General features: G+C 65.5%; 19 protein-coding genes. 14 read left to right on the top strand and 5 right to left on the bottom strand.

All coding sequences use genetic code 11. From position 1 onward, the window contains the following. Nucleotides 1-13 precede the first annotated feature (13 nt). Nucleotides 14-994 carry a zinc ABC transporter substrate-binding protein gene (locus ACK8CP_RS01800; RefSeq protein ID WP_414834166.1) on the bottom strand — a complete coding sequence of 327 codons (981 nt, stop codon included), beginning with the start codon at nucleotides 992-994 and terminating at the stop codon, nucleotides 14-16. Nucleotides 995-1,170: 176 nt separating this feature from the next. Between ACK8CP_RS01800 and ACK8CP_RS01795 the strand changes: the two genes are divergently transcribed. From ACK8CP_RS01795 to ACK8CP_RS01785, 3 genes are read left to right on the top strand one after another with little or no spacing between them, the layout of a single operon-like run. Continuing rightward, entirely contained in the window at nucleotides 1,171-2,010 is an 840-nt protein-coding gene (locus ACK8CP_RS01795) for an ATP-binding cassette domain-containing protein (RefSeq protein WP_414833154.1), read from the top strand. Continuing rightward, on the top strand, nucleotides 2,003-2,830 hold the full coding sequence (znuB, locus tag ACK8CP_RS01790) for a zinc ABC transporter permease subunit ZnuB (protein ID WP_234628619.1): 828 nt from the start codon (nucleotides 2,003-2,005) through the stop codon (nucleotides 2,828-2,830). The genes ACK8CP_RS01795 and znuB overlap by 8 nt, the downstream gene beginning before the upstream one ends. Nucleotides 2,831-2,834: 4 nt before the next feature. Further along, the gene (locus ACK8CP_RS01785) at nucleotides 2,835-3,227 is read left to right on the top strand and encodes a Fur family transcriptional regulator (RefSeq protein ID WP_414833153.1); all 393 of its coding nucleotides are present in this window, start codon (nucleotides 2,835-2,837) and stop codon (nucleotides 3,225-3,227) included. Between the two features lie 49 nt (nucleotides 3,228-3,276). Here ACK8CP_RS01785 and ACK8CP_RS01780 read toward each other — a convergent pair whose 3' ends face one another. After that, a complete protein-coding gene (locus tag ACK8CP_RS01780) occupies nucleotides 3,277-4,050 on the bottom strand; it encodes a HugZ family protein (RefSeq protein ID WP_414833152.1) in 774 nt (257 codons plus the stop codon). Between the two features lie 213 nt (nucleotides 4,051-4,263). Here ACK8CP_RS01780 and ACK8CP_RS01775 point away from each other — a divergent pair, with 213 nt between their 5' ends. The 8 genes from ACK8CP_RS01775 (at nucleotide 4,264) to ACK8CP_RS01740 (ending at nucleotide 12,969) form a co-directional block, all read left to right on the top strand. After that, nucleotides 4,264-6,225: an FTR1 family iron permease gene (locus ACK8CP_RS01775; RefSeq protein ID WP_414833151.1), complete on the top strand. Its 1,962-nt coding sequence runs from the start codon at nucleotides 4,264-4,266 to the stop codon at nucleotides 6,223-6,225. Between the two features lie 81 nt (nucleotides 6,226-6,306). Beyond that, the gene (locus ACK8CP_RS01770; protein WP_234628623.1) at nucleotides 6,307-6,840 is read left to right on the top strand and encodes an iron transporter; all 534 of its coding nucleotides are present in this window, start codon (nucleotides 6,307-6,309) and stop codon (nucleotides 6,838-6,840) included. Between the two features lie 71 nt (nucleotides 6,841-6,911). Continuing rightward, entirely contained in the window at nucleotides 6,912-8,399 is a 1,488-nt protein-coding gene (locus ACK8CP_RS01765; protein WP_414833150.1) for a Fe-S-containing protein, read from the top strand. A gap of 2 nt (nucleotides 8,400-8,401) precedes the next feature. Continuing rightward, the gene (locus ACK8CP_RS01760; protein WP_414833149.1) at nucleotides 8,402-9,694 is read left to right on the top strand and encodes an ABC transporter permease; all 1,293 of its coding nucleotides are present in this window, start codon (nucleotides 8,402-8,404) and stop codon (nucleotides 9,692-9,694) included. Further along, nucleotides 9,681-10,853, top strand: coding sequence for an ABC transporter permease (locus tag ACK8CP_RS01755; RefSeq protein WP_234628626.1), 1,173 nt, complete (start codon nucleotides 9,681-9,683; stop codon nucleotides 10,851-10,853). The genes ACK8CP_RS01760 and ACK8CP_RS01755 overlap by 14 nt, the downstream gene beginning before the upstream one ends. Before the next feature lie 3 nt (nucleotides 10,854-10,856). Next, on the top strand, nucleotides 10,857-11,582 hold the full coding sequence (locus ACK8CP_RS01750) for an ABC transporter ATP-binding protein (protein ID WP_234628627.1): 726 nt from the start codon (nucleotides 10,857-10,859) through the stop codon (nucleotides 11,580-11,582). Then, the gene (locus ACK8CP_RS01745; RefSeq protein WP_414833148.1) at nucleotides 11,582-12,073 is read left to right on the top strand and encodes a TlpA family protein disulfide reductase; all 492 of its coding nucleotides are present in this window, start codon (nucleotides 11,582-11,584) and stop codon (nucleotides 12,071-12,073) included. The genes ACK8CP_RS01750 and ACK8CP_RS01745 overlap by 1 nt, the downstream gene beginning before the upstream one ends. 110 nt (nucleotides 12,074-12,183) lie before the next feature. Then, nucleotides 12,184-12,969: an SDR family NAD(P)-dependent oxidoreductase gene (locus ACK8CP_RS01740; protein ID WP_414833147.1), complete on the top strand. Its 786-nt coding sequence runs from the start codon at nucleotides 12,184-12,186 to the stop codon at nucleotides 12,967-12,969. A gap of 3 nt (nucleotides 12,970-12,972) precedes the next feature. On the opposite strand, the gene ACK8CP_RS01735 is transcribed toward ACK8CP_RS01740, so the two are convergent. From ACK8CP_RS01735 to ACK8CP_RS01725, 3 genes are read right to left on the bottom strand one after another with little or no spacing between them, the layout of a single operon-like run. Beyond that, nucleotides 12,973-14,190: a class I SAM-dependent methyltransferase gene (locus tag ACK8CP_RS01735; RefSeq protein ID WP_414833146.1), complete on the bottom strand. Its 1,218-nt coding sequence runs from the start codon at nucleotides 14,188-14,190 to the stop codon at nucleotides 12,973-12,975. Then, nucleotides 14,187-14,990: a DUF1365 domain-containing protein gene (locus tag ACK8CP_RS01730; RefSeq protein ID WP_414833145.1), complete on the bottom strand. Its 804-nt coding sequence runs from the start codon at nucleotides 14,988-14,990 to the stop codon at nucleotides 14,187-14,189. The genes ACK8CP_RS01735 and ACK8CP_RS01730 overlap by 4 nt, the downstream gene beginning before the upstream one ends. Continuing rightward, nucleotides 14,987-16,375, bottom strand: a complete 1,389-nt coding sequence (locus ACK8CP_RS01725) for an NAD(P)/FAD-dependent oxidoreductase (RefSeq protein WP_414833144.1) — start codon at nucleotides 16,373-16,375, stop codon at nucleotides 14,987-14,989. Before ACK8CP_RS01725 ends, ACK8CP_RS01730 begins: the two co-directional genes overlap by 4 nt. Nucleotides 16,376-16,569: 194 nt before the next feature. Here ACK8CP_RS01725 and ACK8CP_RS01720 point away from each other — a divergent pair, with 194 nt between their 5' ends. From ACK8CP_RS01720 to ACK8CP_RS01710, 3 genes are all read left to right on the top strand, one after another. Continuing rightward, nucleotides 16,570-16,971 (top strand): DUF2177 family protein, encoded by a 402-nt coding sequence (locus ACK8CP_RS01720; protein WP_128291353.1) that lies wholly within the window; start codon nucleotides 16,570-16,572, stop codon nucleotides 16,969-16,971. A gap of 278 nt (nucleotides 16,972-17,249) precedes the next feature. Further along, a complete protein-coding gene (locus ACK8CP_RS01715) occupies nucleotides 17,250-20,033 on the top strand; it encodes a WG repeat-containing protein (protein ID WP_414833143.1) in 2,784 nt (927 codons plus the stop codon). A gap of 11 nt (nucleotides 20,034-20,044) precedes the next feature. After that, the gene (locus ACK8CP_RS01710) at nucleotides 20,045-22,912 is read left to right on the top strand and encodes a WG repeat-containing protein (RefSeq protein WP_414833142.1); all 2,868 of its coding nucleotides are present in this window, start codon (nucleotides 20,045-20,047) and stop codon (nucleotides 22,910-22,912) included. Nucleotides 22,913-22,956: the final 44 nt, after the last annotated feature.

The raw sequence follows: 22,956 nt of genomic DNA, 5'->3' as shown, positions 1-22,956 counted from the left end.
GATTGGGGCGTCGTCAGCCCAGGCACTCCTGAAGCGCCGCGGCGTTGCGCTCGAGCAGCTCGAAATAGAGGTCGGGTCCCGCCTTGAGGTCGGCGCCGAGCGGATCGAGCACGCCGCTCTTGGCGTCCGTGCCTTCGGTGACGACCGCAATCAGCTTCGGCGTGAACTGCGGCTCGGCAAAGACGCAGACGACGCCGAGATTGCGGATCTTCGCGGCGATCTCCGAAACCCGCTGCGCGCCGGGAGAGACTTCCGGGCTCACGGTGACGGAACCGGCCGCTTCGAGCCCGAACCGCTTCTCGAAATACTGATAGGCGTCGTGGAAGACGATGAAGGGCTTGCCCTTCAGTCCGGCGAGTTCGTCGGAAAGCTCCGATGTGAGGCTGTCGAGCCGCTCGCGCGTCTTGTCGGCGTTCCTGGCATAGGTCGCGGCATTGTCGGGATCGATGTCGGCAAGCTCCGTCTCGATCTCGTTCACCATCGCCTTCGCGTTCTCCGGATCGAGCCACAAATGCGGGTCGATCTCGCCTTCATGCTCATGCCCGGCATGGTCATGGTCGCCATGATCATGATCGGCATGATCATTGTCCGCATGCTCGTCGCTGGCATGCGCGTCGGCCTCATGGTCGTGCCCGGCCTCCTCATGAGCGCCATCCGCCTCATGCTCATGGTCGTGGTCGTGGTCGTGGGGCTCGAAAGCGCCATCTTCGCGCGGCGGCAGAAGCGTGACGCCGGGCGCCCGCGACAGCGCAATCTTCTTCGCATCGGGCGCGATCGTCTCAAGCGGCTCCGTCAGAAACGCCTCGATTTCCGGTCCGACCCAGAAAACGATGTCCGCCCCCTCCAAGGCCCGTGCATCCGACGGCTTCAGGGCATAATCGTGCGGCGAACCGTTCGCGACGATGAGATGCGGACTTCCGACCCCCTCCATGACGGCCGCGACCAGCGAATGCACGGGCTTGATGGAGACGGCGACATCGGGAGCCGCGGCCATCGCCTGCGTGCCCCAGGATAGAACGAGCCCTGCCGCAAGCCCCTGAGCGAGGGATGCAAGAGGATGCCTTTTGCGCATGAAATCGACCTCTGAATTGCACAAGTTAGATATGTTATTACATTACATATCTTGCGTAACCCTATAACATGGGCCATAGAGCGCGGCAACCGGAGACGATGATGCGCAGCGAAAAAAACGGAAAGGACGCCGACCTTCTCGTCGAGATCGAAGGTCTCGGCGTGCGCAGGGGCCGCAAATGGTTGGTGCGCGGCGTCGATCTCTCCATCCGTCGCGGCGAAATCGTCACGCTCATCGGCCCGAACGGCAGCGGCAAGAGCACCACGGCAAAATCGCTCCTCGGCGTCATCGCGCCTGACGAAGGCGAGATCCGCCGCGCCCCGAAGCTGACGGTCGGCTATGTGCCGCAGCAATTGACGATCGACCGCACCATGCCCTTGTCGGTCAGCCGGTTCATGGCTTTGACCGCCCGTTTTCCGGCCGATGCGATCACCGCAGCCCTCGCCGAAACCGGCGTGGCGCATCTCGCTGGCGCCGCCCTGCAGCAGCTCTCCGGCGGGGAATTCCAGCGTGTCCTGATCGCCCGCGCGCTCATTCGCAAGCCCGACCTCCTCGTCTTCGACGAGCCGGTTCAGGGCGTCGATTTCACCGGCGAGATCGCGATTTACGATCTGATCGGCCAGATCCGCGACCGGCTCGATTGCGGAATCCTGCTGATTTCCCACGACCTCCACATCGTCATGGCGCAGACGGACAGGGTTCTGTGCCTGAACGGCCATGTCTGCTGCTCGGGTCCGCCGGAACAGGTGGCCGCGAGCGAAGCCTATCAGCGTCTTTTCGGGCCGCGCGCCTCCGAAACGCTCGCGATCTACCGCCACCATCACGCCCACACTCACGACGCTGCCGCCCCCCTGTCGGCCAACAGCGACGATGTGGAAGAAAACACTCTCTCTCGGCCGGTCCGCACCGGCACGGAGGGAGGCCACCGCCATGCTTGATGATTTCTTCGTCCGCGCCCTTCTCGCCGGCATCGGCGTTGCGCTCGTCGCCGGACCGCTCGGCTGCTTCGTCGTCTGGCGGCGCATGGCCTATTTCGGCGACACCATGGCCCATTCGGCGCTTCTCGGCGTCGCCATCGCCTTTCTCTTCGACATCAACCTGACCTTCGGCGTCTTCGCCGTCGCGACCTCCGCCTCGCTCGGCCTCGTGGCCCTGTCGCGCAACCGCTCGCTCCCCGCCGATGCGCTTCTCGGCATCCTCGCCCATTCGACGCTCGCTTTGGGTCTCGTGCTGATCGCCTTCATGACCTGGATCCGCATCGATCTGATGAGCTACCTTTTTGGCGACATCCTTGCCGTTTCGCGCACCGACGTGATGCTCATCTACGGCGTCGGCGCCGTGGTCCTCGCCATTCTCGTCGCCATCTGGCGCCCGCTTCTCGCCGGCACGATCTCCCCGGAAATCGCCGTCGCCGAAGGCCTGGCGACCGAGCGGGCCCGCCTCGTCTTCATGCTCTTGATGGCGGCCGTCATCGCCGGCGCCATGAAGATCGTCGGCGTCCTCCTCATCACCTCGCTCCTCATCATTCCGGCGGCAACGGCGCGCCGCTTTGCCTCGACGCCGGAGCGGATGGCGGTGATTGCGGCGATCGTCGGCGCGCTCGCAGCCTCGGGCGGCCTCTTCGGGTCCCTCGAATTCGACACCCCCTCCGGCCCCTCGATCGTCGTCGCCGCATTGATCCTGTTCCTGGCAAGCCTCACATGGAAGATGGTCGAGCCGGAGCGCAGCCAGGCCGAAGAAGTCACGGGAACGGAGTGAGACAATGCATGAAACGCCCGCCCTGACCAAAAACCAGTCGCTGGTGATGTCGGTTCTGACCCACGCCAAGAGCCCGCTCAGCGCCTATCAGATCCTCGACGAATTGCGTCCCGAGGGCCTGCGGGCCCCGCTCCAGGTCTATCGCGCCCTCGACAAGCTGACCGAGCACAAGCTCGTCCACCGCATCGAATCGCTGAACGCCTTCGTCGCCTGTTCGCATGCGGCCGAGCATGGCGGCGAAACCGTCGCCTTCGCCATCTGCGAAGCCTGCGGCCGGGTGGAGGAATTCTGCGACCCGGTCCTGCAGAGCCGGCTCGCCGCCTGGAGCCGCGAGCACGATTTCATTCCGACCCGCACCACTTTGGAAATCAAGGGGCGCTGCGCCGCCTGCCACTGAGACGTTTCGCGGCGGCGCCCCCTCGCCCCGCTCCCCGGCGGCGCTCTCCTCAGGCCGCCGGCTGCCGCGCCCGCGCTTCTTTCGCAAGCCGCACCAGCATCGGCTGCAAATCCTGTGGGGACGCAAGTCTCTCCGGAAAGACGAGCCGCTCCACGAGATCGCCGGAGACGAGATCGGCCCCTTCCGGATCGAGAGAAGCCATCCACCATTCATCGGCCGGGGCTTTGCCTTTGCACAGAACCGTCGCGTAAAGCCCGATCGCCTCGCGGTGATCCTCGTTCATATGCTTGACGGCCCCATACTCGACCGGCTCCAGCTCCTGAACGAGGTCCGCCGGCAGCACGAAATCCGCGCGGTCGAGCAGAAACGCCTTGCCGAAGCCGCCGTTGAGGCTCGCCCGCTCCGGCTCGATGCGGAAGAAGGCGAAATCGGCGAAATCCACGTAAAGCTGCGCCTTCGGCTGGCGCGCGAGATAGCGGCGCTTAAGCCGCGGATGCGCCGGATCGTCCGCATCGACCCGCCGCGCCTTGCCCATCATGGTCAGCCTGGGATGCGCCAAAGGGTCGCCCCGCCCGGCTTCGCCCACCATCAGCGAGCAGCGCGGATCTGACATGAGCGCCTGGCGATGCGCGGAGAGTTCCGAGATCAGAATGATCGGTGTACCATCCATATCGGTAGCAAGCGCCGTGCGGGTGGCAAGAGGGTGACCGCTTTCCGCCTCGAGCGTCGCCAACGCGCCGAAACGGGCCATACGGATGAGCCGCTTGGCGAGGCTCCGTGCCTCGTCGTCCGTCGGCCGGATCACTTTGTTCTTGTCGTTCATAGGCCTGCGGCCCTCCGCTGTCTCCCACCATCGCGACGTCTTGCGCGACGGACATTTGGTCGCTGCAAATCAATGTTGACTCTAAAAGTCAAGAAGAGCTAACCCCAAACTGTTCTTTGGACGAGGTCTTAAATGCTGTCGGAAACGCAACCCCTGCCGCTTGCGGCTGTCGCACCCGATCGCAGTGCGTTTCCCGACGCCGGCAGGCGAAAGATGAAGGCACGCCCCCCGCTTTCGTCTTTTGCCTGGCCGGCGCTCCTGGTTGTGCTTCTGCTCGCGGCCTTCTTTGCCGCGCCGTCTTATGCCGCCGAACCCGACTATCGCGGCCTGGTGAGCAAGATTGAAGAGCGCCTGGCGAAAGCTGCCGACAGCTATGACGCCGGCGATGCGGACACCGCCAAAGATCTCGTCCAGGGTTCTTACTTCGAAATCTTCGAAAATCTTGAAGGCCCCATCCGCATCAACATCTCGGCCAGGCGCAGCTACGAGCTGGAGGCGGAATTCGGCGACATTCGCAAGGCGATCATCGACGGCGTCCCGGCAGCCACGGTGCGCGAGCGCATCGAAGCCCAGATCGCGGCTCTCGAAGAGCTCGTGCCGCAGCTCGAAGAGGGCGTGCACATCAAGGCGGAGACGGGCCATGCCGCAACCACGGCCGACGCCTCCGCAAATCCCCCGGCAGACGCCGCACCCAAGACGGTCGAACCCTACTGGCAGCAGGCGGTCGATCATGTCGGCAAGCTGATGTCGGACGCGGCCGGCGCCTATGAAAACGGCAATGCCGACAAGGCCAAGGCGCTGATCACCCAGGCGCAGTTCGAAGGCTACAAGAATTCCCTCCTCGAAACCGTCATCCGCCGTCACGTCTCGCAGCGCCAGGACGCCGAGTTCAACGCCGAATTCACCCGCATCCTCGGCCTCGTCGAAGACGGTAAGCCGGCGCGCATGGTGCGCGCCTCGGGCGACATTCTCGTCGCCGACATCGAAGACGACCTTCCGGGCCTGCCTCTCCTGCCCGGCATGGAAAACCGCGCGACGGCCGCCTCGTCCGCAAATTCCAAGGACTGGCAGAGCGTCATCGGCACCATCGACGAGCGGCTCGCGGCAGCGATCGAAACCTACCGCGCCGGCGACACCCGCAAGGCGATCGGCGAGGTTCAGGACACCTATTTCGACGTCTTCGAAGGCAGCGGCATGGAAGCTGCGATCGGCGCCCGCGACACGGCGTTCAAGACGAAGCTCGAAGGCCATTTCACCAAGCTCGTCGGCGCCATGCGCGGCGGCCTCGAACCGGCAGCGCTCGAAGAAGACCTCGCCACGGCAAACACCGATTTCGCGACTGCCGCGGAACAGCTCGGCGGCGGCACCGCCGATTCCCCGTGGACGCTCTTCGTCTATTCGCTCACCATCATCCTGCGCGAAGGCTTCGAGGCGATGCTCGTGGTCACGGCCATGCTCACCTATCTGGAAAAGATCGGCCACCGCGAGAAGAAGCGCGTCGTCTACAATTCCGTCGTCGTCGCCCTCGTCCTCAGCGTCGCGACCGCCATCCTCGTGCAATGGGTCTTCGACATCGCCGCCTCGCAGCAGGAGATCCTCGAAGGCGCGACGATGCTGATTGCGACCGTCGTCCTCTTCACCATGAGCTACTGGCTCATCTCCAAGGCCGAAGCGCAGAAGTGGACCGCCTATCTCAAGGGCAAGATCGGCGATTCCCTGTCGACCGGTTCCCTGACGGCGCTCTGGCTCGCGGGCTTCCTCGCGGTCTACCGCGAGGGTGCGGAAACCGTCCTCTTCTACAAGGCACTCGCCGTCGGCGCCGATGCGAGCGGCGGCTCGTCGATCCTCGCCGGCTTCATCATCGGCCTCGGCCTGCTCGCGATCATCTATTTCGCCATGAGCTACGGCGCCCTGAAGCTGCCGATCCGGCCCTTCTTCATCTTCACCAGCGCGCTCCTCTACTACCTCGCCTTCGTCTTCGCCGGCAAAGGCGTCATGGAGCTGATCGAAGGCAAGGTTCTGGAGCCGACGCTCATCGCCTGGGTGCCGCAAGTCCCGCTCCTCGGCATCTTCCCCTACGTCCAGACGCTCGCGCCCCAGCTTTTGCTGATTGCGCTTGCGCTTCTGGCCATCCCCCTCGTCCGCCGCTCCGGGAGGCCCGCCCATGCCGGCTGACCTCCGCCGCGGCGCCGAGCGCGGACATTCGTCCGCCTGACGACGACCAAGCTTCTCACCCGCCAGACAGGAGAATTGGCGATGATTGCAAGATGTACCAAGTTATTGACTGCGGTGGTTTTCGCCGCCGGCATGGCCAGCGCCGCCCATGCCGAATTCAAGGAATATCCGGCCGGCGAGGCCAAAGAGATGGCCAACATGGAGATCGCGGCCGTCTATCTCTCGCCGATCGACATGGAGCCGCGCGGCATCGACCTTCCGGCCGATCAGGCGGACATTCATATCGAGGCCGACATCCACGCCACGCAGGGCAACCCGAACGGTTTCGGTGCCGGCGAGTGGATTCCCTACCTCACCATCGGCTATACGCTTGAGAACCTCGACACCGGCAAGGTGACGAGCGGCAACCTGATGCCGATGGTGGCCATCGACGGGCCGCATTACGGCTCCAACATCAAGATGTCGGGCCCCGGCAATTACCGTCTCAGCTATCACATCGATCCGCCGTCGCGGCAGGGCTTCGGCCGGCACACCGACGAGGATACGGGCGTCGGCCGCTGGTTCGAGCCGCTCGACGTCGAATACGAATTCAGCTTCGTCCCGCTCAAGGACTAAGCAAACAACGACATGACACGTGTCAGGCTCCGCTTTTCGAAGCGGAGCCTGGGGCGTGAGTGAGGGATGACGTGAGTTTTTATCTCGCCGATATGTTTCGCGCCTTCGGGCCCGCCACGTTCATAGCGGCGCTTTATGCGGGCCTTCTTCTGAAAGCGGCACGAACGACACTCGCCGCAGAAGAAAGGCTGCGTCGTCACCTCACCTTCATCGCCGTGCCGGCGCTGATCGCAGGAATTGCGATCGGCGCTTTCGCCTTTTTCTGGGCGGACGGCGCGGCGGCGTTGACGGAAGCGAAGATGGTCATGGAGGGCGCGTGTCTGGCCGCCGCCCTCCTGGCTCTTCTTTCCGCCCCCTTCGCCCTGCGCTTTTCGGCGGCGCGCTTCGTCGCGCTGCCGATCTTCGCGCTTCTCGTCGCGATCCTGACGGCACAGGCGGCGCTCGTCTTCGCCGACGACACCACCACCCATGCCTTGACCGCGACGAGCGTCCTCAACACCGAGCTCATCCTCAACGTCCTTGCGGTGACCATCGCGGCGGCCGCCCTCGGCGCCCTCGCCGCCGCCGTCAGCCATGCCGCGAGCCGCACGCCGCTCATCGGCCTCGGCCTCCTCGTTCTCGCCGTCCTCATCGAGGCGGCGGTCTGGGGCGGCGATGTCATGCTGGGGCTTCTGCAGGTCGGTTGGCTGCAGGTCACGTCGGCCCGCGTCTCGCTCGTCGCCAAGGCCGATTATTACGCTGAAGCCGCCGTTTACGCCGAACTCGTCCTGGCCCTCGTCCTCGGAGCCGTCTTCCTCCTGCGCGCGCCGCGCCCCGCCACGCTGAGCGACGATCTCGCTGGCCAGGCGCGCACCGAGCGGCGCAAGCTGAAGGCGTTTGCGCTCGGCGAGCGGCGCTGGTTCCGCGGACTGGCCGCGGCGATGACCTTCATCGTCGCCTCGATGCTCTATTACGACCTTTACGCCTCGCAGCCGCCCCGCCTTTCGGAGGCGACGCCCGTCACCGTCGACGATGAGGGCTCTGTCCGCATCCCGGTCGATCAGGTGAAGGACGGCACGCTGCACCGTTTCGCCTACGTCTCCAGCGACGGCCACCGCGTGCGGTTCTTCCTCATCAACCGCTTTGACGCAGAGCATGTCGCCATCGGCGTGGTCTACGATGCCTGCATGATCTGTGGCGACAAAGGCTATATCCAGCGCGGCAACGAAATCATCTGCATCGCCTGCAACGTGCGCATCTTCGTGCCCTCGATCGGCAAGGCCGGCGGCTGCAATCCGATCCCGCTGAAGCATGAGGAAGCGAACGGCGACATCGTCATCGCACAGCTGGAGCTCGAAAAAGGCGCGCGCTTCTTCTCCGAGGTCGTCTCCACCGATGTGACCGATCCCGTCACCGGCGAGACCCTCGTCAACACCGACGCCCCCTTCAGCTTCGAATTCGAAGGCCGGACCTATTATTTCACCGGCGAGGAATCCTACGACGCTTTCCGCGACGCGCCCGAGAAATACAGCCACGAACCGCTCGCACCTGCCCGCGTCAGCTGGCAGCCGGAGGACTGATCATGTTCACACGCCTCCTCCAGCAATCCTTCCGCCGCGACTGGCGCCGCAAGCTTCTGGCGATCTTCACCATCGTTCTCGCCACCACGCTGATGACGGCGCTGGCGAGCCTGTCGATCGACGTCGGCGACAAGATGGCCCGCGAGATGAAGGCCTATGGCTCCAACATCAAGGTCGTGCCGAAGAGCGATTCCATCCCGCTCACGATCGGCGGCGTCAATTACAACCCCCTGAGCGGCCGTGATTATCTGAACGAGGCCGACCTGCCGAAGATCAAGGACATCTTCTGGCGCAACAACATCACCGGCCTCACTCCCTTCCTCACTTTGCCCGTCACGCTCAGCAGCGCCGAAGACGACCATGTCCCCCTGATCGGCACCTATTTTCACAAGCTGATGCCGGTCGAAGGCTTCGACAATTTCTTCACCGGCGTCACCGTCACCCATCCGTTCTGGCAGGTGACGGGCACCTGGCCAGAAGAGGATTCGCTCAATCAGGTTCTCGTCGGCGAAACGCTCGCGGACAGGCGAGGTCTGAAGCCCGGCGCGACGCTCACGCTCACCTCCGCCGAGGGCAAAAGCCGCAACGTCACGGTGAGCGGCATCGTCGCGGCGAGCGAGGAAGAAGCCGGCGGCATCGTCGCCCCGCTCGCTCTCGCCCAGGATCTAGCCGGCCTTGCCGGCAAGGTCGGCTCGGTCAGCGTCAGCGCGCTGACGATCCCGGAGAACTCGCTCTCCCGTCAGGCGCGGAGCGATCCCTCCTCGCTCGACGCGCAGCAATACGACACCTGGTATTGCAGCGCCTATGTGAGCGCCATCGTCCACCAGATCGAAGAGGCCCTGCCCGACGCCTCGGCCCGTCCCATCTGGCAGGTCGCCGACAGCGAAGGCGTGGTGATCGGCAAAATCCAGCTCCTGATGGCGGTCGTGGCGCTCGCCGCCTTCGCCTCCTCGGCGATGGCCATCTCCTCGCTCCTCAACACCTCCGTCATGGAGCGCAGCCGCGAGATCGGCCTGATGAAGGCGCTCGGCGCATCGGAGACGGCGATCCTGTCGCTCTTTCTCGGCGAGGCCGTCATCATCGGCATCATCGGCGGGCTGATCGGCGCCGCCCTCGGTGCCGGCCTCTCGCAGATCATCGGCCTCACCGTCTTCGGTGCCACCATCACCTTCCCCGGTGTCGTCGTCCTCGTCGTCGTCATCGCTTCGATCCTGATCGCGCTCGCAGGCTCCGTCCTGCCCTCGCGGACCATTGCCGCTCTGGCTCCCGTGGAGACGCTTTATGGCCGCCGCTGACCGTCCAACCACCACCGTCCGCCGTGGCGGCATGGGCGCGCGCCTTCTCTGGCGGGCGCTTCTGGTGCGCCGCAGCCGCGTTCTCGCCGCCGTCACGGCGATTGCCGTCGGCGCGGCCGTCATCGCGGCGCTCGCGAGCCTTTATTTCGATATCTCCGCCAAGATGAGCCGCGAGCTCAGAGCCTATGGCGCGAACTTCATCGTCGCGCCGGACACTGCGGAGGGCGACAAGACGTTCAGCGAAGCGACCTACCGCAAGCTCATCGCCGAACTCCCGGCCGACCGGCTCGTCGGCGCCTCGCCCTTCCTTTACGGCGTCGCCCGGGTCGAGGACCGCGAAGCCGTCATCGCCGGCCTCGATTTTGCCGGCGCGCAGAAGATTTCGCCCTACTGGCAGGTCGAAGGCAATTGGATCGGCGTCGATTTCGACGAGCGCCGCTGCATGCTGGGCGAACGTCTCGCCGCAAGTCTCGGCCTTCACCCGGGCGATACCATCGAGGTCTCCAACGACGACGGCTCCTTTAAGACCGAGCTCACCGTGCGCGGCATCGTGGAGACCGGCGAAGCGGAGGACGATCAGATCCTCGTCAACCGTTCGCTCGCCCAGAAACTCCTCGGCATGCCGAACGTCATCAACCTCGCCATGCTGAGCATCCAGGCGGAGGGCGAGGAGGCCGATAGGCTGGCGAGCACGGTCGAAGCCGATTTCCCCGGCCTCGACATCCGCCCCATCCGCCAGGTGTCGCAATCCGACGGCGAGCTTCTCGACAAGATCAAGGTGCTGATGGCCTTCGTCGCCGGCATCATTCTCGTCATCACCGCCGTCTGCGTGAATTCCACCCTGACCGCGATGATCGTGGAACGGCGGCGCGAGATCGGTCTGCAGAAGGCGCTCGGCGCCGATGATTCCGCCATCATGCGCCAGTTCCTGATCGAAACCGTCACCCTGTCCCTGATCGGCGTCGCGGCCGGCCTCGTCATCGGCTTCGGCCTCGCCCAGCTTCTCGGTCAGGCGGTCTTTTCGACGGCGATCTCGTTCCGCGCCATCGTGGTGCCGGCAACGCTCGCCATTTCGCTTGTTGCGGCGCTTGCCGCCGCCATCGTCCCGATCCGCAGAGCGATCCGCATCGTTCCTGCGCAAGTGCTGAAGGGAGAGTAGACCATGCTCCAGGCTTCGAGCGACGAGCTGGAGGAGTTCGAGACGAACTCCGAAAGCCATGCCCGTCCCGTAATCGAGACGCGCGGCCTGACCAAACGCTTCGGCACGGTCACCGCGCTCGATCACATCGACCTCACCATTCGCGCCGGCGAGTTCGTCTCCGTCATGGGCCCGTCGGGTTCGGGCAAGACGACCTTCCTCAATCTCATCTCCTGCCTCGACACGCCGACGGAGGGCTCCTACCTCCTCGACGGCATCGACGTGTCCACCTTCACGGAGAAGGAGCGCGCGGTGATGCGGCGCGAGCGCATCGGCCTCGTCTTCCAGCAGTTTCACCTGATCCCGTATCTCAACGCTCAGGAAAACGTCATGCTGGCGCAGCACTACCATTCGGTCGTGGATCCAGAGGGGGCGACGCGGGCACTCGAACGTGTCGGCCTCGCCGACCGCGCCCACCACCTGCCCTCGCAGCTGTCCGGCGGCGAACAGCAGCGCGTCTGCATCGCGCGCGCGCTCATCAACGAGCCGTCCCTGATCCTCGCCGACGAGCCGACCGGCAATCTCGACGCCAAGAACGAGCACCTCGTCATGGAGCTCTTCTCCGAGCTTCACCGTGAAGGCCGCGTCATCGTCCTCATCACCCACAATCCGGAACTCGGCCGCCGCACCGATCGCACCATCTGGTTCGAACACGGCCGCCGCGTCCGCCGTGCCTCCGAGGTGGCGTGATGATCCGGCTCCTCTCCGCCCTCGCCTTGTCGACGACCGTCGCCCTTTGCGGCTGCAACAAGAAGGACGAGACGGCGGAAGTCGGCCAGGAAGCCCCGGCGATCGCCGCGCTCAACGACGACAGCCAGCCGGTCGATCTCGCCGATTACCGCGGCAAGGTCGTGCTGGTGAACTTCTGGCGCGCCGAATGCGGCCCCTGCCTGCGCGAAATGCCGGAGCACGACAAGGTCTATCAGCGCCTGAAGAAGGACGGCTTTGAAATCCTCGCCGTCAATGTCGGCCAGAGCCAGAAGGTCATCCACGACGCGCAAAGGCGCATCGGCGTGAGCTTCCCGCTCCTCTCCGACGAGCTCGAAATCACCTCGCGCCGCTACCGCGTCATCGCCGTTCCAACCTCCGTCATCCTCGACCGCGAGGGCATCGTCCGCGCCTGGAAACCCGGCCCGATGACCGAGGACGAGCTCGAAGAAAAGGTCGAAGCGCTGCTCTGATCCGCAATCTGTGCGGGAGCGTCGCACGCTCCTCCCATTGCCCTTGCCTCGCGCCGCGACACTTTCAAAGGCTGACGCGGCGTCGGCGAGCCGCATAACAGGGAGACCGCATGGAAATCGGATCGACGCGAGGCCAGCATGCAAGGCGCACGGCCTGGATCACGGGTGCGAGCACCGGCATCGGCCGGGCCCTGGCGCTGCGGCTGGCGCGCGAAGGCTGGAAGGTGGCCGTCAGCGCCCGCAGCGCCGACAAGCTGGAGGCGCTCGCCGCCGAGGCGGAGAGCCTGAAGGGCGACATCCTCGCCTTCCCCCTCGACGTCACCGACAAGGAGAAGACCGCCGAGGCCGTCGCCGCGATCGAAGAAGCGCTCGGCCCCCTCGATCTCGCCGTTCTGAACGCCGGCACCTACAAGCAGCGCAAGGCGGAGAATTTCTCAGCCGACGAATTCCGCCAGACCGTCGACGTCAATCTGATGGGCGCAGTCCATGGGCTCGCGCCGCTTCTGCCGCGCTTCATGGAACGCGGCCGCGGCCATGTCGCGATCGTCGCCTCTGTCGCCGGCTATGTCGGCCTGCCGACCGCGGCCGCCTATAGCGCCACCAAAGCGGGGCTGATCGCCCTGGCGGAATCGCTCCAGCCGGAACTGAAGCACAAGGGCGTCGCGATCACCGTCATCAATCCGGGCTTCGTCGACACGCCGCTCACCGAAAAGAACAGCTTCCCGATGCCGTTCCTGATCCCGGTCGACCGCGCCGTCGATGCCATCGTCACAGGACTCGAGAAGAAGCGCTTCGAGATCGTCTTCCCCTGGCAGATGGCGCTGTCGATGAAATTCCTGCGCGCGCTCCCCTACCCGCTTCTCTTCCTCTTGACGCGTTTCATGATCCCCAAATGAGGCTCATCCGCGCGCCAAGAGGAACTGGCCGACATCGACGCGCCCGCCTTTGAAGCCGACCGCGCAATAGGTCAGATAATAGCGCCACAGCCGGCGGAAGCGCTCGTCGAAGCCGAGCTCGGAAATCGCCGGCCAGTGCGCGAGAAACGCCTTCTCCCAGCGCCGCAGCGTCTCGGCATAATCGCGCCCGAAGAAGAAGGCATCGCCGATCTCGAACCCCGCCTCGCGCGCATGGCGTTCGAAAGCGGAGCGCGGCGGCAGCATCCCGCCCGGAAAGACGTAGCGCTGAATGAAATCGACGTTCTTGCGGTAATGCTGGAAGCGTCCTTCGTCCATGGTGATCACCTGGATGAGCGCACGCCCGTTCTCCTTCAGCCTTCGATGGACGACGTTGAAGAAGGTCGCCCAGTTCGCCTCGCCCACCGCCTCGAACATCTCGATGGAAACGATCTTGTCGTAGGAGCCGGCCGTATCGCGGTAATCCTCCAGACGGATCTCAGTCTTCCCGTCGAGCCCCGCACCGGCGAGCCGCTCGCGCGCAAAGGCCGCCTGCTCGCGCGACAAGGTGAGGCCGGTCACATGACAATCGGCCTCCTTCGCGGCGATCTCGGCAAAGCCGCCCCAGCCGCAGCCGATCTCGAGCACCCGCTCGCCGGGTTTCAGCTTCAGAATATCGATGATGCGGCGGTATTTCGCCCGCTGCGCCTCGGCGAGATCCACGTCGGAGCGCGCGAATAACGCCGCCGAATAGGTCATCGTCTCGTCGAGCCAGCGTCGGTAAAATTCGTTGCCGAGATCGTAATGCGCAGCGATGTTGCGCCGGCTGCCGCGCCGGGTGTTCGCCCGGCCGAGATGGCGCAGGCGCTCCCACGCCCCCTGCAGGCGGTTGAGCGCCACGGCATCGCCGACGGCCGGCTCGTTGAGAAGCGCGAGCTCCAGCACCGCTTCAAGGTCGGGCGACGACCAATCCTCGGCGAGATAGCCCTCGGCGAGCCCGATCGCACCTGAGTTGAGAAGGCGCAGAAAGAACCGGCCGCGATGGATATGCATGACGGCGTGCGGGCCCGCGGTGGCGCCGGCGGCCGTCATCTGGCTGCCGTCCGGAAAATGCAGTGTCAGCTCGCCGACCGCAATCCGGTCGACGATCTCGCGGGCAAGGCGCGACCAAAGAGCGGCGGGGAGCGCCGGCCATGCGGAGGACCGGCGTTCGGCGTGGCTCATTGCGGATTGTCTCCCTTTTGGGCTTGCGGCAGAACGATCGTGGACGCGTAGCGCTGCGGCGCCTTCTCGTGGCGGAAGAGCGGCATGCCTTTCCACCACAGGCGCAGCGCCTCGTAATGGATGCCGACCGTCACTTTCCACGTCATCAGCGGATAGGACAGAAAGGCGCGCAACAGCGCCTTGTCGGAGATGGCGCGCCGTTCCCCCGCGAACGAGGCGATGAGAAGCGGCCCCTCGCGATCTTCCTCGGCGATGCGCACGAGAACGCGGTCCTCGGGCGGCGCGATGCGGAAGTGATAGCGGCAGTCCATCGGAATGAACGGCGACACATACATGAGCTTGTCGCAGGCCTGCTCGATCGTCTCCTGCGCCTCCCCCGTCACCGGGATCACATAAGTGTGCTTTTCGGAAAACGTGTTCGACACTTCGTGCAGGATCGCAACGAGCCGATCCTTCGCGTCATAGCAGAAATAGACGCTGAGCGGGTTGAAGACATAACCCAGAACCCGCGGATAGGTGAGCAGCGCGACCCGCCCGCCTTCGGCCTCGATGCCCGCCTCCGTGAGCCGTTCCGACACCCAACGGCGCAAGTCGCCGGCCTCTCCACGGCCATGGTCGGCATCGTAAAAGCTGAACAAAGAGAAGCGGTTATAGCCGAAAAAGCGCAAGCGCCGGCTGAGGCTCTCGAGCTCGTCGAGATCGACGAGCAGCGAGAACACGCGATAATGCAGGCGGTGGCGGCGGGGCCGCATCCGGCTGTGCACCACATCGCCGGCGTAGATGGCGGATCGAAAGGTCATTGCGCCATCTCAAGATGGGGTGAAAGTGTGATCCGACCAGATTGTGCGGCCACGTTCCACGGCCGGCGCGCCCCGGAAAGCGCCTCTGCGGCGGCAAGCCCGGCCTGCAGCCCGTCCTCATGGAAGCCGTAACCGAAATACGAGCCGCAGAAGAAGGTGTTGCGGCGCCCCTGCAGACGCCACAGCTCGCGCTGCGCCTGCAAGGCGGCCGCATTGAACAGCGGATGCTGATAAGAAAACTCTTCGATCACGCTCTCGGCCGCCGGCTCGCGCACCGGATTGAGCGTCACGAACAGCGGACAGGCCGGATCGAGGTTCTGCAGCCGGTTCATCCAATAGGTGACGCAGAGTTTCGGGTCAGCTCCCTCCGCCGTCTCCGCAACCGTCTCGCCGACATAGTTCCAGCTCGACCACACGCGCTGGCGGCGCGGCATCAGGCGCGCATCCTGATGCAGAACGGCGCGGTTCTGCGTGTAGGAGAAGGCCGACAGCGTGTCGCGCTCCTCCGCATCGGCATCGCCCAGCATGTTGAGCGCCTGGTCGCCGTGACTTGCGATCACGACGGCCGCAAAGCGGTCCCGGTTGCCCGTGTCGTCGACGACGGTGACACCGTCCGCCTGCCGCGTCACCTCGGCGACCGGCGTGCCGAGCCGGAGATCGGCGCCGAAGCCGTCCAGCATGCGCGCCACATATTCGCGGCTGCCACCGCTCACCGTGCGCCAGGCCGGCCGGTCCTTCAGCTGCAACAGGCCGTGACTCACGAAGAAGCGGACGAAGGCGAGAACCGGATAGGCGCGCATTTCCTCCGCCGTCGTCGACCAGATCGCCGCCGCCATCGGCAGAAGATGGTCTTTGACGAAAGGCTCGCCGTAACGCTGTTCGGACAGGTAATCCCCGAGCGTCAGAGAAAGCGCCCTCTCCTGCCCGATCAGCGCCGGCGCCTCGCGGTAGAAGCGCAAGAGATCGCGCAGCATCGACCAGAAGCGCGGCTTCACGAGATTGCTGCGCTGGCCGAAGAGCCCGTTGAGACCCGTGCCGGAATATTCGAGCCGCCCGCCGTCGAGCGAGGCGGCAAACGACATGTCGGACGCCTCCGTCGCCACGCCGAGATATTCGAACATGGCGACGAGATTGGGATAATTGGCGGCGTTGTAGACGATGAAACCGGTATCGACCGCGATCCCGCCCTTCTCCGGCGGCAGCACCACGGTGTTGGAATGCCCGCCCGGCCGACCCTCGGCCTCATAAAGCACGACCTGCCGCCCGCTCCGGCGCAAGAGCCAGGCGGCCGAGAGGCCCGAAATCCCACTGCCGATCACCGCGACCTTGCCGCCCTCGGCCTCCCCGGTCGCCGTTTCCGGCCCGTCATCCACGAATCGCTGCATGTCCGCCCCTTCCGTGCGGCCACGATAACGGCTTCAGGTAAAAATCCTGCGTCCGACTTTCGTGGCGCAGGCAAAAGCCGGTCAATTTTCCAGGAACGCCCGAACTGGAACGGACCCCGGCGCCTATGTATTCTGAAGACCGCACATCAAATCATGTCGCCCCACCTGCCAGGCCGTCCCGAAAGGATCGTTTCATGCCCACATCTCTCACCGCCTACATTGCGACGGCAATCGTCTTCTTCGGCCTCGATTTCGTGTGGCTGAGCCAGATGGGCGGCACCTTCTACAAGGACCGGCTGGGCGACCTGATGGCGGCAAAGCCCGATCTCGCCGTCGCCGGGCTCTTCTATCTCGTCTACGTCTTCGGCATCATCTATTTCGCCGTCTGGCCCGCCATCAACGGCGGCGGCTGGACGACGGCCCTCGTCGCCGGCGCCATCCTCGGCTTCATCGCCTACGGCACCTACGACATGACCAACCTCGCCACCCTGCGCGACTGGCCGGCCTCCGTCAGCATCGTCGACATCTGCTGGGGCACCTTCCTCACCGGCTTCTCGGCGCTGATCGGCTATCTTCTGACCCGCTGGATCAGCTGAGCCACCCACAGCCATGTCTGCGGTCGCCGGCGGAGCTTTTGGGAGTGCCCCGCCGCGGCTCGGACGCGACAGCTTTCCTCCCGCGTCATGAGAAAGACACGAATCTCGAAGCCGGAAGAGTGGCTTCGAAATTTCAACTGTGACGAATTGACAGCTCCCTGAGCCGCGATGCTACACAGCCGGCCCTTCCATAGTGCCGGCGCGCCGGTGCGTTCATCTTTCCATTCGACCGATGTCGTTCCGTGTCTGCGGAGGCGTCGGCATGACCGGGAGAGCCCATGACCTGCGCCAGGCTTCGCGCCTCCGTTCTCGCTGCGGCCGCCCTCGCCGCATCCCCCGCTTTCGCGCTCGACAATTGGCCGCTGAGTTGTGACTGGCAGAAGGACGTGGCGGGCTGCTTCCACAGCTTCCACGAGGGGCTGGCGCTCGTTCCCACCGGCCCGCTCGATGGCGCGCCCGTCTACGGCTATCTCGACCACGACGGCAACATGGCGATCGCCCCGCGCTTTACGGAAGCGGCGCCCTTCGCCAACGGCCTCGCCGCGGTGAAGCTCGACGGCAAATGGGGCTATGTCGACAAATCCGGCGCCTTTGCGATCGAGCCGCAATATGACGCCGCCCATTCCTTCAACGCCGCCGGTGTCGCCATCGTCGAAAAGGAAGAAGCGGTCAGCCTGATCGACAAGGCCGGCACGGTGGTGAAGCGCTTTCCGCTCGGCGCACGCTATGTCGAGCCGGCGAACCAGGCGGAAGTGCAGCTCACCCCCATCGAGGCGCCGCTTGCGCCCGTCGTGTGGGACGCAGCGACCACGAAATCCCTCTCCCTGCCCGACGGCACCATGCGGGTGGAGCCGGCCCCGTTCATCGAGGACGGCGTCTTCGTCCAGATCCGCGAAAGCCGCTATCTCGGCTCCTGGGGCCTTCTCGGCATGGACGGCGCGTGGATCGTCGCGCCGGAGGTGCTCGGCACGCAAAAACTGCCGATCACCGACGGAAAATCCTTCGCCGTCGACCGCGAAGACGGCTGGCAGATGGTGGATGCCGCCGGCAAGCCCCTGAACGACATCTTCTTCCGCGGCCTCAGGCTGATCGCGCCCGGCACCTGGCGCGCCAGGACCGAGGGCCGCACCGAGCTGCTGCTCGACGCGGCGGGCAACACGCTTGCCGAACTCGGCAAGGGCGCGCGGGAGATCAAGTCCGACGAGACCTCCACCTATTTCCAGACCGAAGACGGCGTGATCATCGCCCGTGCCGGCGGCGAGGTCGTCGAAAGAGACTTTCCCGACATCGGCTATGCGCGCGAGCAGGGCGACACGCTGTGGATCTACGACAACGACAACAGCGAGGTCCAGGCGCTCGGCCCGGAGGGCACACCGCTTCTCGACGACGAGACGCTGGCAAAGCTCGACGCCTATTCCATCTCGCCGGTGTCCGCCGCCGACGGCAAGGCGGAAAGCCTGCCGCTTGCGACCTTGCGCCCGAACGATCGCAACACGCCGCCCGCGATCCTCACCCGCAAGGGCGAGATCGTCACCCGCGCGGACTGGTCCGACATCGACGCCTATTATGCGGACGAAGGTCCGCTCGTCGTGCGCGCCGACAACGATCTTTACGGCGCCATCGCGGCCGATGGCGACTGGGTCGTTGAGCCGGCCTACCGGCAGCTTGCCTCCTTCCACGACGGCTATGCGCTCGCCCAGGAACCGTCCGAGGACGACGGCCTGATCGTCGCCGCCGATGGCAGCGAGCATCCGGTGCGGCGCGCCGTCTTCCGCGGCCGCGACAAGATGGCGGATGGCATCCTGACCTATCGCGAGCGCGATCCCGACACCCGGAGCACGCGTGCGGGCCTCTGGGATATCGCGGCGGGCAAAACGGTGGGCGAGCCGAAATTCGTGGAGATCGGCGAATTCGCAGACGGCTTCGCCCCGGCGAAGAAGGCCGCGCCAACCTACGGAGGGCGTCATTGGGGCATCATCGACCGCAATGGCGGATGGGTGATCGATCCGGACGAGACCATCTCGCGCGAGCCCAAACGCCTCGCCTCCGGCCTCTATCTTCTCGAGCACCGGGTCGACCGCGAGCAAACCTATGCCCTCGCCTCCCCCCGCGAAAAGCGGGTGATCGTCGAAGGCCTCGGCGAGAGACCGACCGAGATGCCGGGCGGAGGCTTCCTGGTTCGCCCGGCGGACGGCGGCGCCCTTCTCCTCGACGAGGCCGGCGACACGCGCATGCAGGCGGAAGGCAATCCGGAAGACGTCACGACCGCAGGAAATTTGGCGATCCTGACCTTCCGCTCCGGCCAGGGCGCCGTCGATGCGAGCGGCGCATGGCGGGTTCCCCCGCGTTTCAGTGAGCGGCTGGACTTCGTCCTGCCGCAGCGTGTGGCGCGCGCCTATGACCGCAGCGAAACACTGCTCGTCGGTGCCGATGGCGAGGTCCTTTCGCTCGATGCCGACGCGACCGTGCCGATCCCGGGCATGAACCGCTATGCCCGCACCTTAGACAAGGAGGGCGAGACCGCGCTCATCGACCGCGAGGGCAAGGAATTCGCGCGCATCGAGGGGCGCTACGCCCTGCGCGAGGAAACGGGCGGCGAGGGTCTGGTCGCCTATCGCGACGAAGAGGCCCGGAAGGCCGGCTTCATGGATGCCGACGGCAACAAGGTCATCGGTCCGTTCTTCGAAACGCTTGGGCCGATGAGCGAGGGGCTCGCCTATTTCCGGCGCCTCGACATTTCGGGCAACCGGCTCGGCTACCTCCGCCGCGACGGCACGCGCGCCATGCCCGCCATCTACCTGGACGCAAAATCCTTCAGCGAAGGAAAGGCCCTGGTGGTCGATCGCGACGGCGATCTCTTCTTCATCGACAAGGAGGGCGAGCCGACGATCCGCTTCGCCGCCCAATGCGGCAGCATCATCGTCCAGGATGCGGACGGCAACCGCACCTGGCCGGACGAAGTGACCTGCGAAACCGACGCGAGCGGCGATGCGCCCGACGACAGGGCATCCGAAAACGATGCGTCCGAGCAACGTGCAGACGACCAAGGCAGCAAGCAGTGAGGCGGCCCATCATGAGCAAGACGGCATCCTTGACGACACTCGGCGCCGCCCTCCTCGCGAGCGCCCTCGCCGCACCGATGGCGCATGCGCAGACGCGAACCTGCGACGTCATGGGACGATCGATCCTCTTCTCCGCGCTGGATCCGAACTCCGGACAGACGCCGAGCCGCAGCAACGACTGCCTGTCGGCGCTCGGCGAAGGCATGGCCGCGGTGCAGCTTCCGAGAGCCGACAGAAACATTGATGACATCGCGGCCGGCCAGAGCCAGGGCTACGGCCTGAGCGATCACAAATGGGGCTTCGTCGATCGCGACGGCAGGCTTGCCATCCCGCCGAAATTCGACGCCGTGCAGCCCTTCGCGCATGGTCTCGCCGCCGCCAGGGACGGAAGCCATTGGGGCTTCATCGACCCATCGGGAGACTGGGTGATCGAGCCCGGCTTCGGCGAAGCCCAGGCTTTTGCCGAAATCGGCGTGGCGCCGGTCTGGAAACTCTATGAATGGGTGCTGATCGGGCGCGACGGAAAGCGGCTCGACGTCGATCTCGGGGGGCATCTCGCCTCCCTCACGGTCGGGTCCGGCGAGCCCGCTCCGGTCCGGACCACCTACGCCCCGGTCTACAAAAGCCCGGACGGCAAAGAGATCGGCTCGATGCCGGATCTGGAGATCGTCGGCGGGTTCGGCGCTCCGGAGGCGAACCTCTTCCTCGTCCGCGCCCATGGCGCGCTCGGGATCGTCGATAGCGACTTGAACGTTCTGGTGCCGCCGCTCTTCGACTACATCGACCCACCGCGGAAGGATGGCGGATTGTGGACGGCGGCTGGCGGCGCGACCTATCAGGCGCTCCTCAAGCCCGACGGCACCGTCGTCGGCTCCGAATACCGGGAGATCCGGCAAATCAGCGACGATCTCTGGTGGGCGTCCGGTGATGACGGAGAGGTCTTCATCATCAACCGCGCAGGCAAGACGCTCGCCGAGATCGACCGGCCGGGCCGCACCTCGATCGGCCAATTCGGCCCCTTCGTCACCTATCGCGCGGAGGATGGCACACAGGTCTTCGCGCCTCAGGCGGATGCGCCGGTGATCCTCGAAAAGGGTTTCCTCGCCGAGCGGACGATCCAGGACGAACTCCTGCTCGTTCAGGACGAGAACGGCGCCGTCGCCGGGCTCATCTCGCGCGACGGACATTATCTCTCGCGCAAGGATCATGACTGGGTCGGCCAGATCGATTCCGTCGAGATCAGAGGCGGCTGGTACTGGCCGAACGACATCGACGGGCGGCTCAACATCCTCGGGCCCGACCTTGAACCCCTGCTCACACCCGAAGCGGTCGAGGAGCTCGACGGCTTCGGCGTCGAGATCATCCCGCGCGTCGACAAGGCCGAGGGACCGGTGCCGGTCGCGATCCTCGGCCAGACCTGGTGTCAGTGCAACGAGGAGGGCACCGGCCTCCTCCTCTCCGACGGCAGCATGGTGGTCGACAAATCGTGGGGCAACGTGAGCCTCCTGGAGGACGAGCCGCTCACGACCGACGAACCCCGCTTCGCCATCGCCACGGCCGAAGGCGTCGGCATGATCGACGAGACGGGCAAAGTGCTGCTGGAACCGTCGCAGGATCACATCAGCCGCTTCCACAACGGCTACGCGCTCACCTCCCGCAACGGCGACATCCAGGCGCTCGGCCGCGACGGCACACTCCACGACATCCCGTCCGGCTTCGGCCTGAAGATCGTCTCCCCCGGCCTCGTCACCTATCAGGAGACGGCCGCGGCCGATGATCTCCTCAGGCTTTACGACATCGCGGCCGGCGAGCCGGTGGGCGAAGCCCGTTTCCGCACGGTGCAGGACTTCGTCGAGGGACAGGCGATAGCCAGGACCGCCGAGGGCCGGCTCGGTGTCATCGACCAGAGCGGTGCCTGGATCCTCGATCCCGATTACGCCGAGATCGAACGCATCAACGGCAAGCTCTGGGCGGTGCGCGACGAACCCTCCGACGAAATCTTCAGCACAAAGCCCAAGGCGATCGTGAATGCCGCGGGCGAGACGGTCGTGGCGTTCACGCCCTCCCTCAAAGCCACGACCTGGCCCGACGGGCGTGTCGAAGTCCTGTCCCACGAGACCGGCCTGCATCTCCTCCTGTCGGAGAACGGCGACATTGAAATCGATGGCCGCGAGACGCAATTCGCCCGCGTCGGGCATTGGCTGCGCACCGTCCGCCGGCCCGCCACGGGCTATCTGACTGCGGACGGCGAATGGGCGCTGCCGCTCCGCCGCGGCGTCGGCTCGCCCTTCCACGGCGATCGCGCCCTCTTCGCCACGGCCGAGGGCGCCCATCTGATCGATCGCGACGGCGAGACGACGGCCGACCTCCCCGCCGCGCAATGGGCCTGGCCCGCGGGCGCCGACTGGCTCGTCGGATGGAACGAGGACGAGGACAGGACGGTCTATGCCGACGCGCAAGGCGATGAGACGCTCAGCGTCGACGGCCGCGGCGGCTCCTTCCGCAACGGCGTCGCGCTCAATCGTCCGAACCGGAACGCAAAGCCCGGCTGGATGGACCGTTCCGGCGAGCGCCTCGAGATCGGCCGGTACCGCGATCTTTCACGCCCTGACGATGAGGGCCTCGCCTATGCGGCCGCGCAGGAAGGCCTTTACGGCTATATCGACAGCGAGGGCCGCTATCTCATCCCGCCCGTCTACCGCGATGCCTCGCGCTTCTCCGACGACCGGGCGATCGTCACGACCGGCGCCAACGCCATGATGATCGACAGAGACGGCCGCCCCCTCGCCCGCGTCAACGAAACCTGCGGCGTGCGCGTCCTCTACGGCCCGGACAACCGCCGTCTCTGGCCCGAAAGCCTCCCCAAACGCTGCCGCTGATATAAGCAGTGCCGCCGGACCATCCCGGCGGCGCAGAAGCGCTC

It is taken from the genome of Afifella sp. YEN Y35, assembly GCF_047553465.1.
Classification (GTDB): Bacteria; Pseudomonadota; Alphaproteobacteria; order Rhizobiales; family Afifellaceae; genus Afifella; species Afifella aestuarii.
Note: the sequence above shows the minus strand (reverse complement) of the source record. Positions and strands in the feature narration are given on the sequence as shown.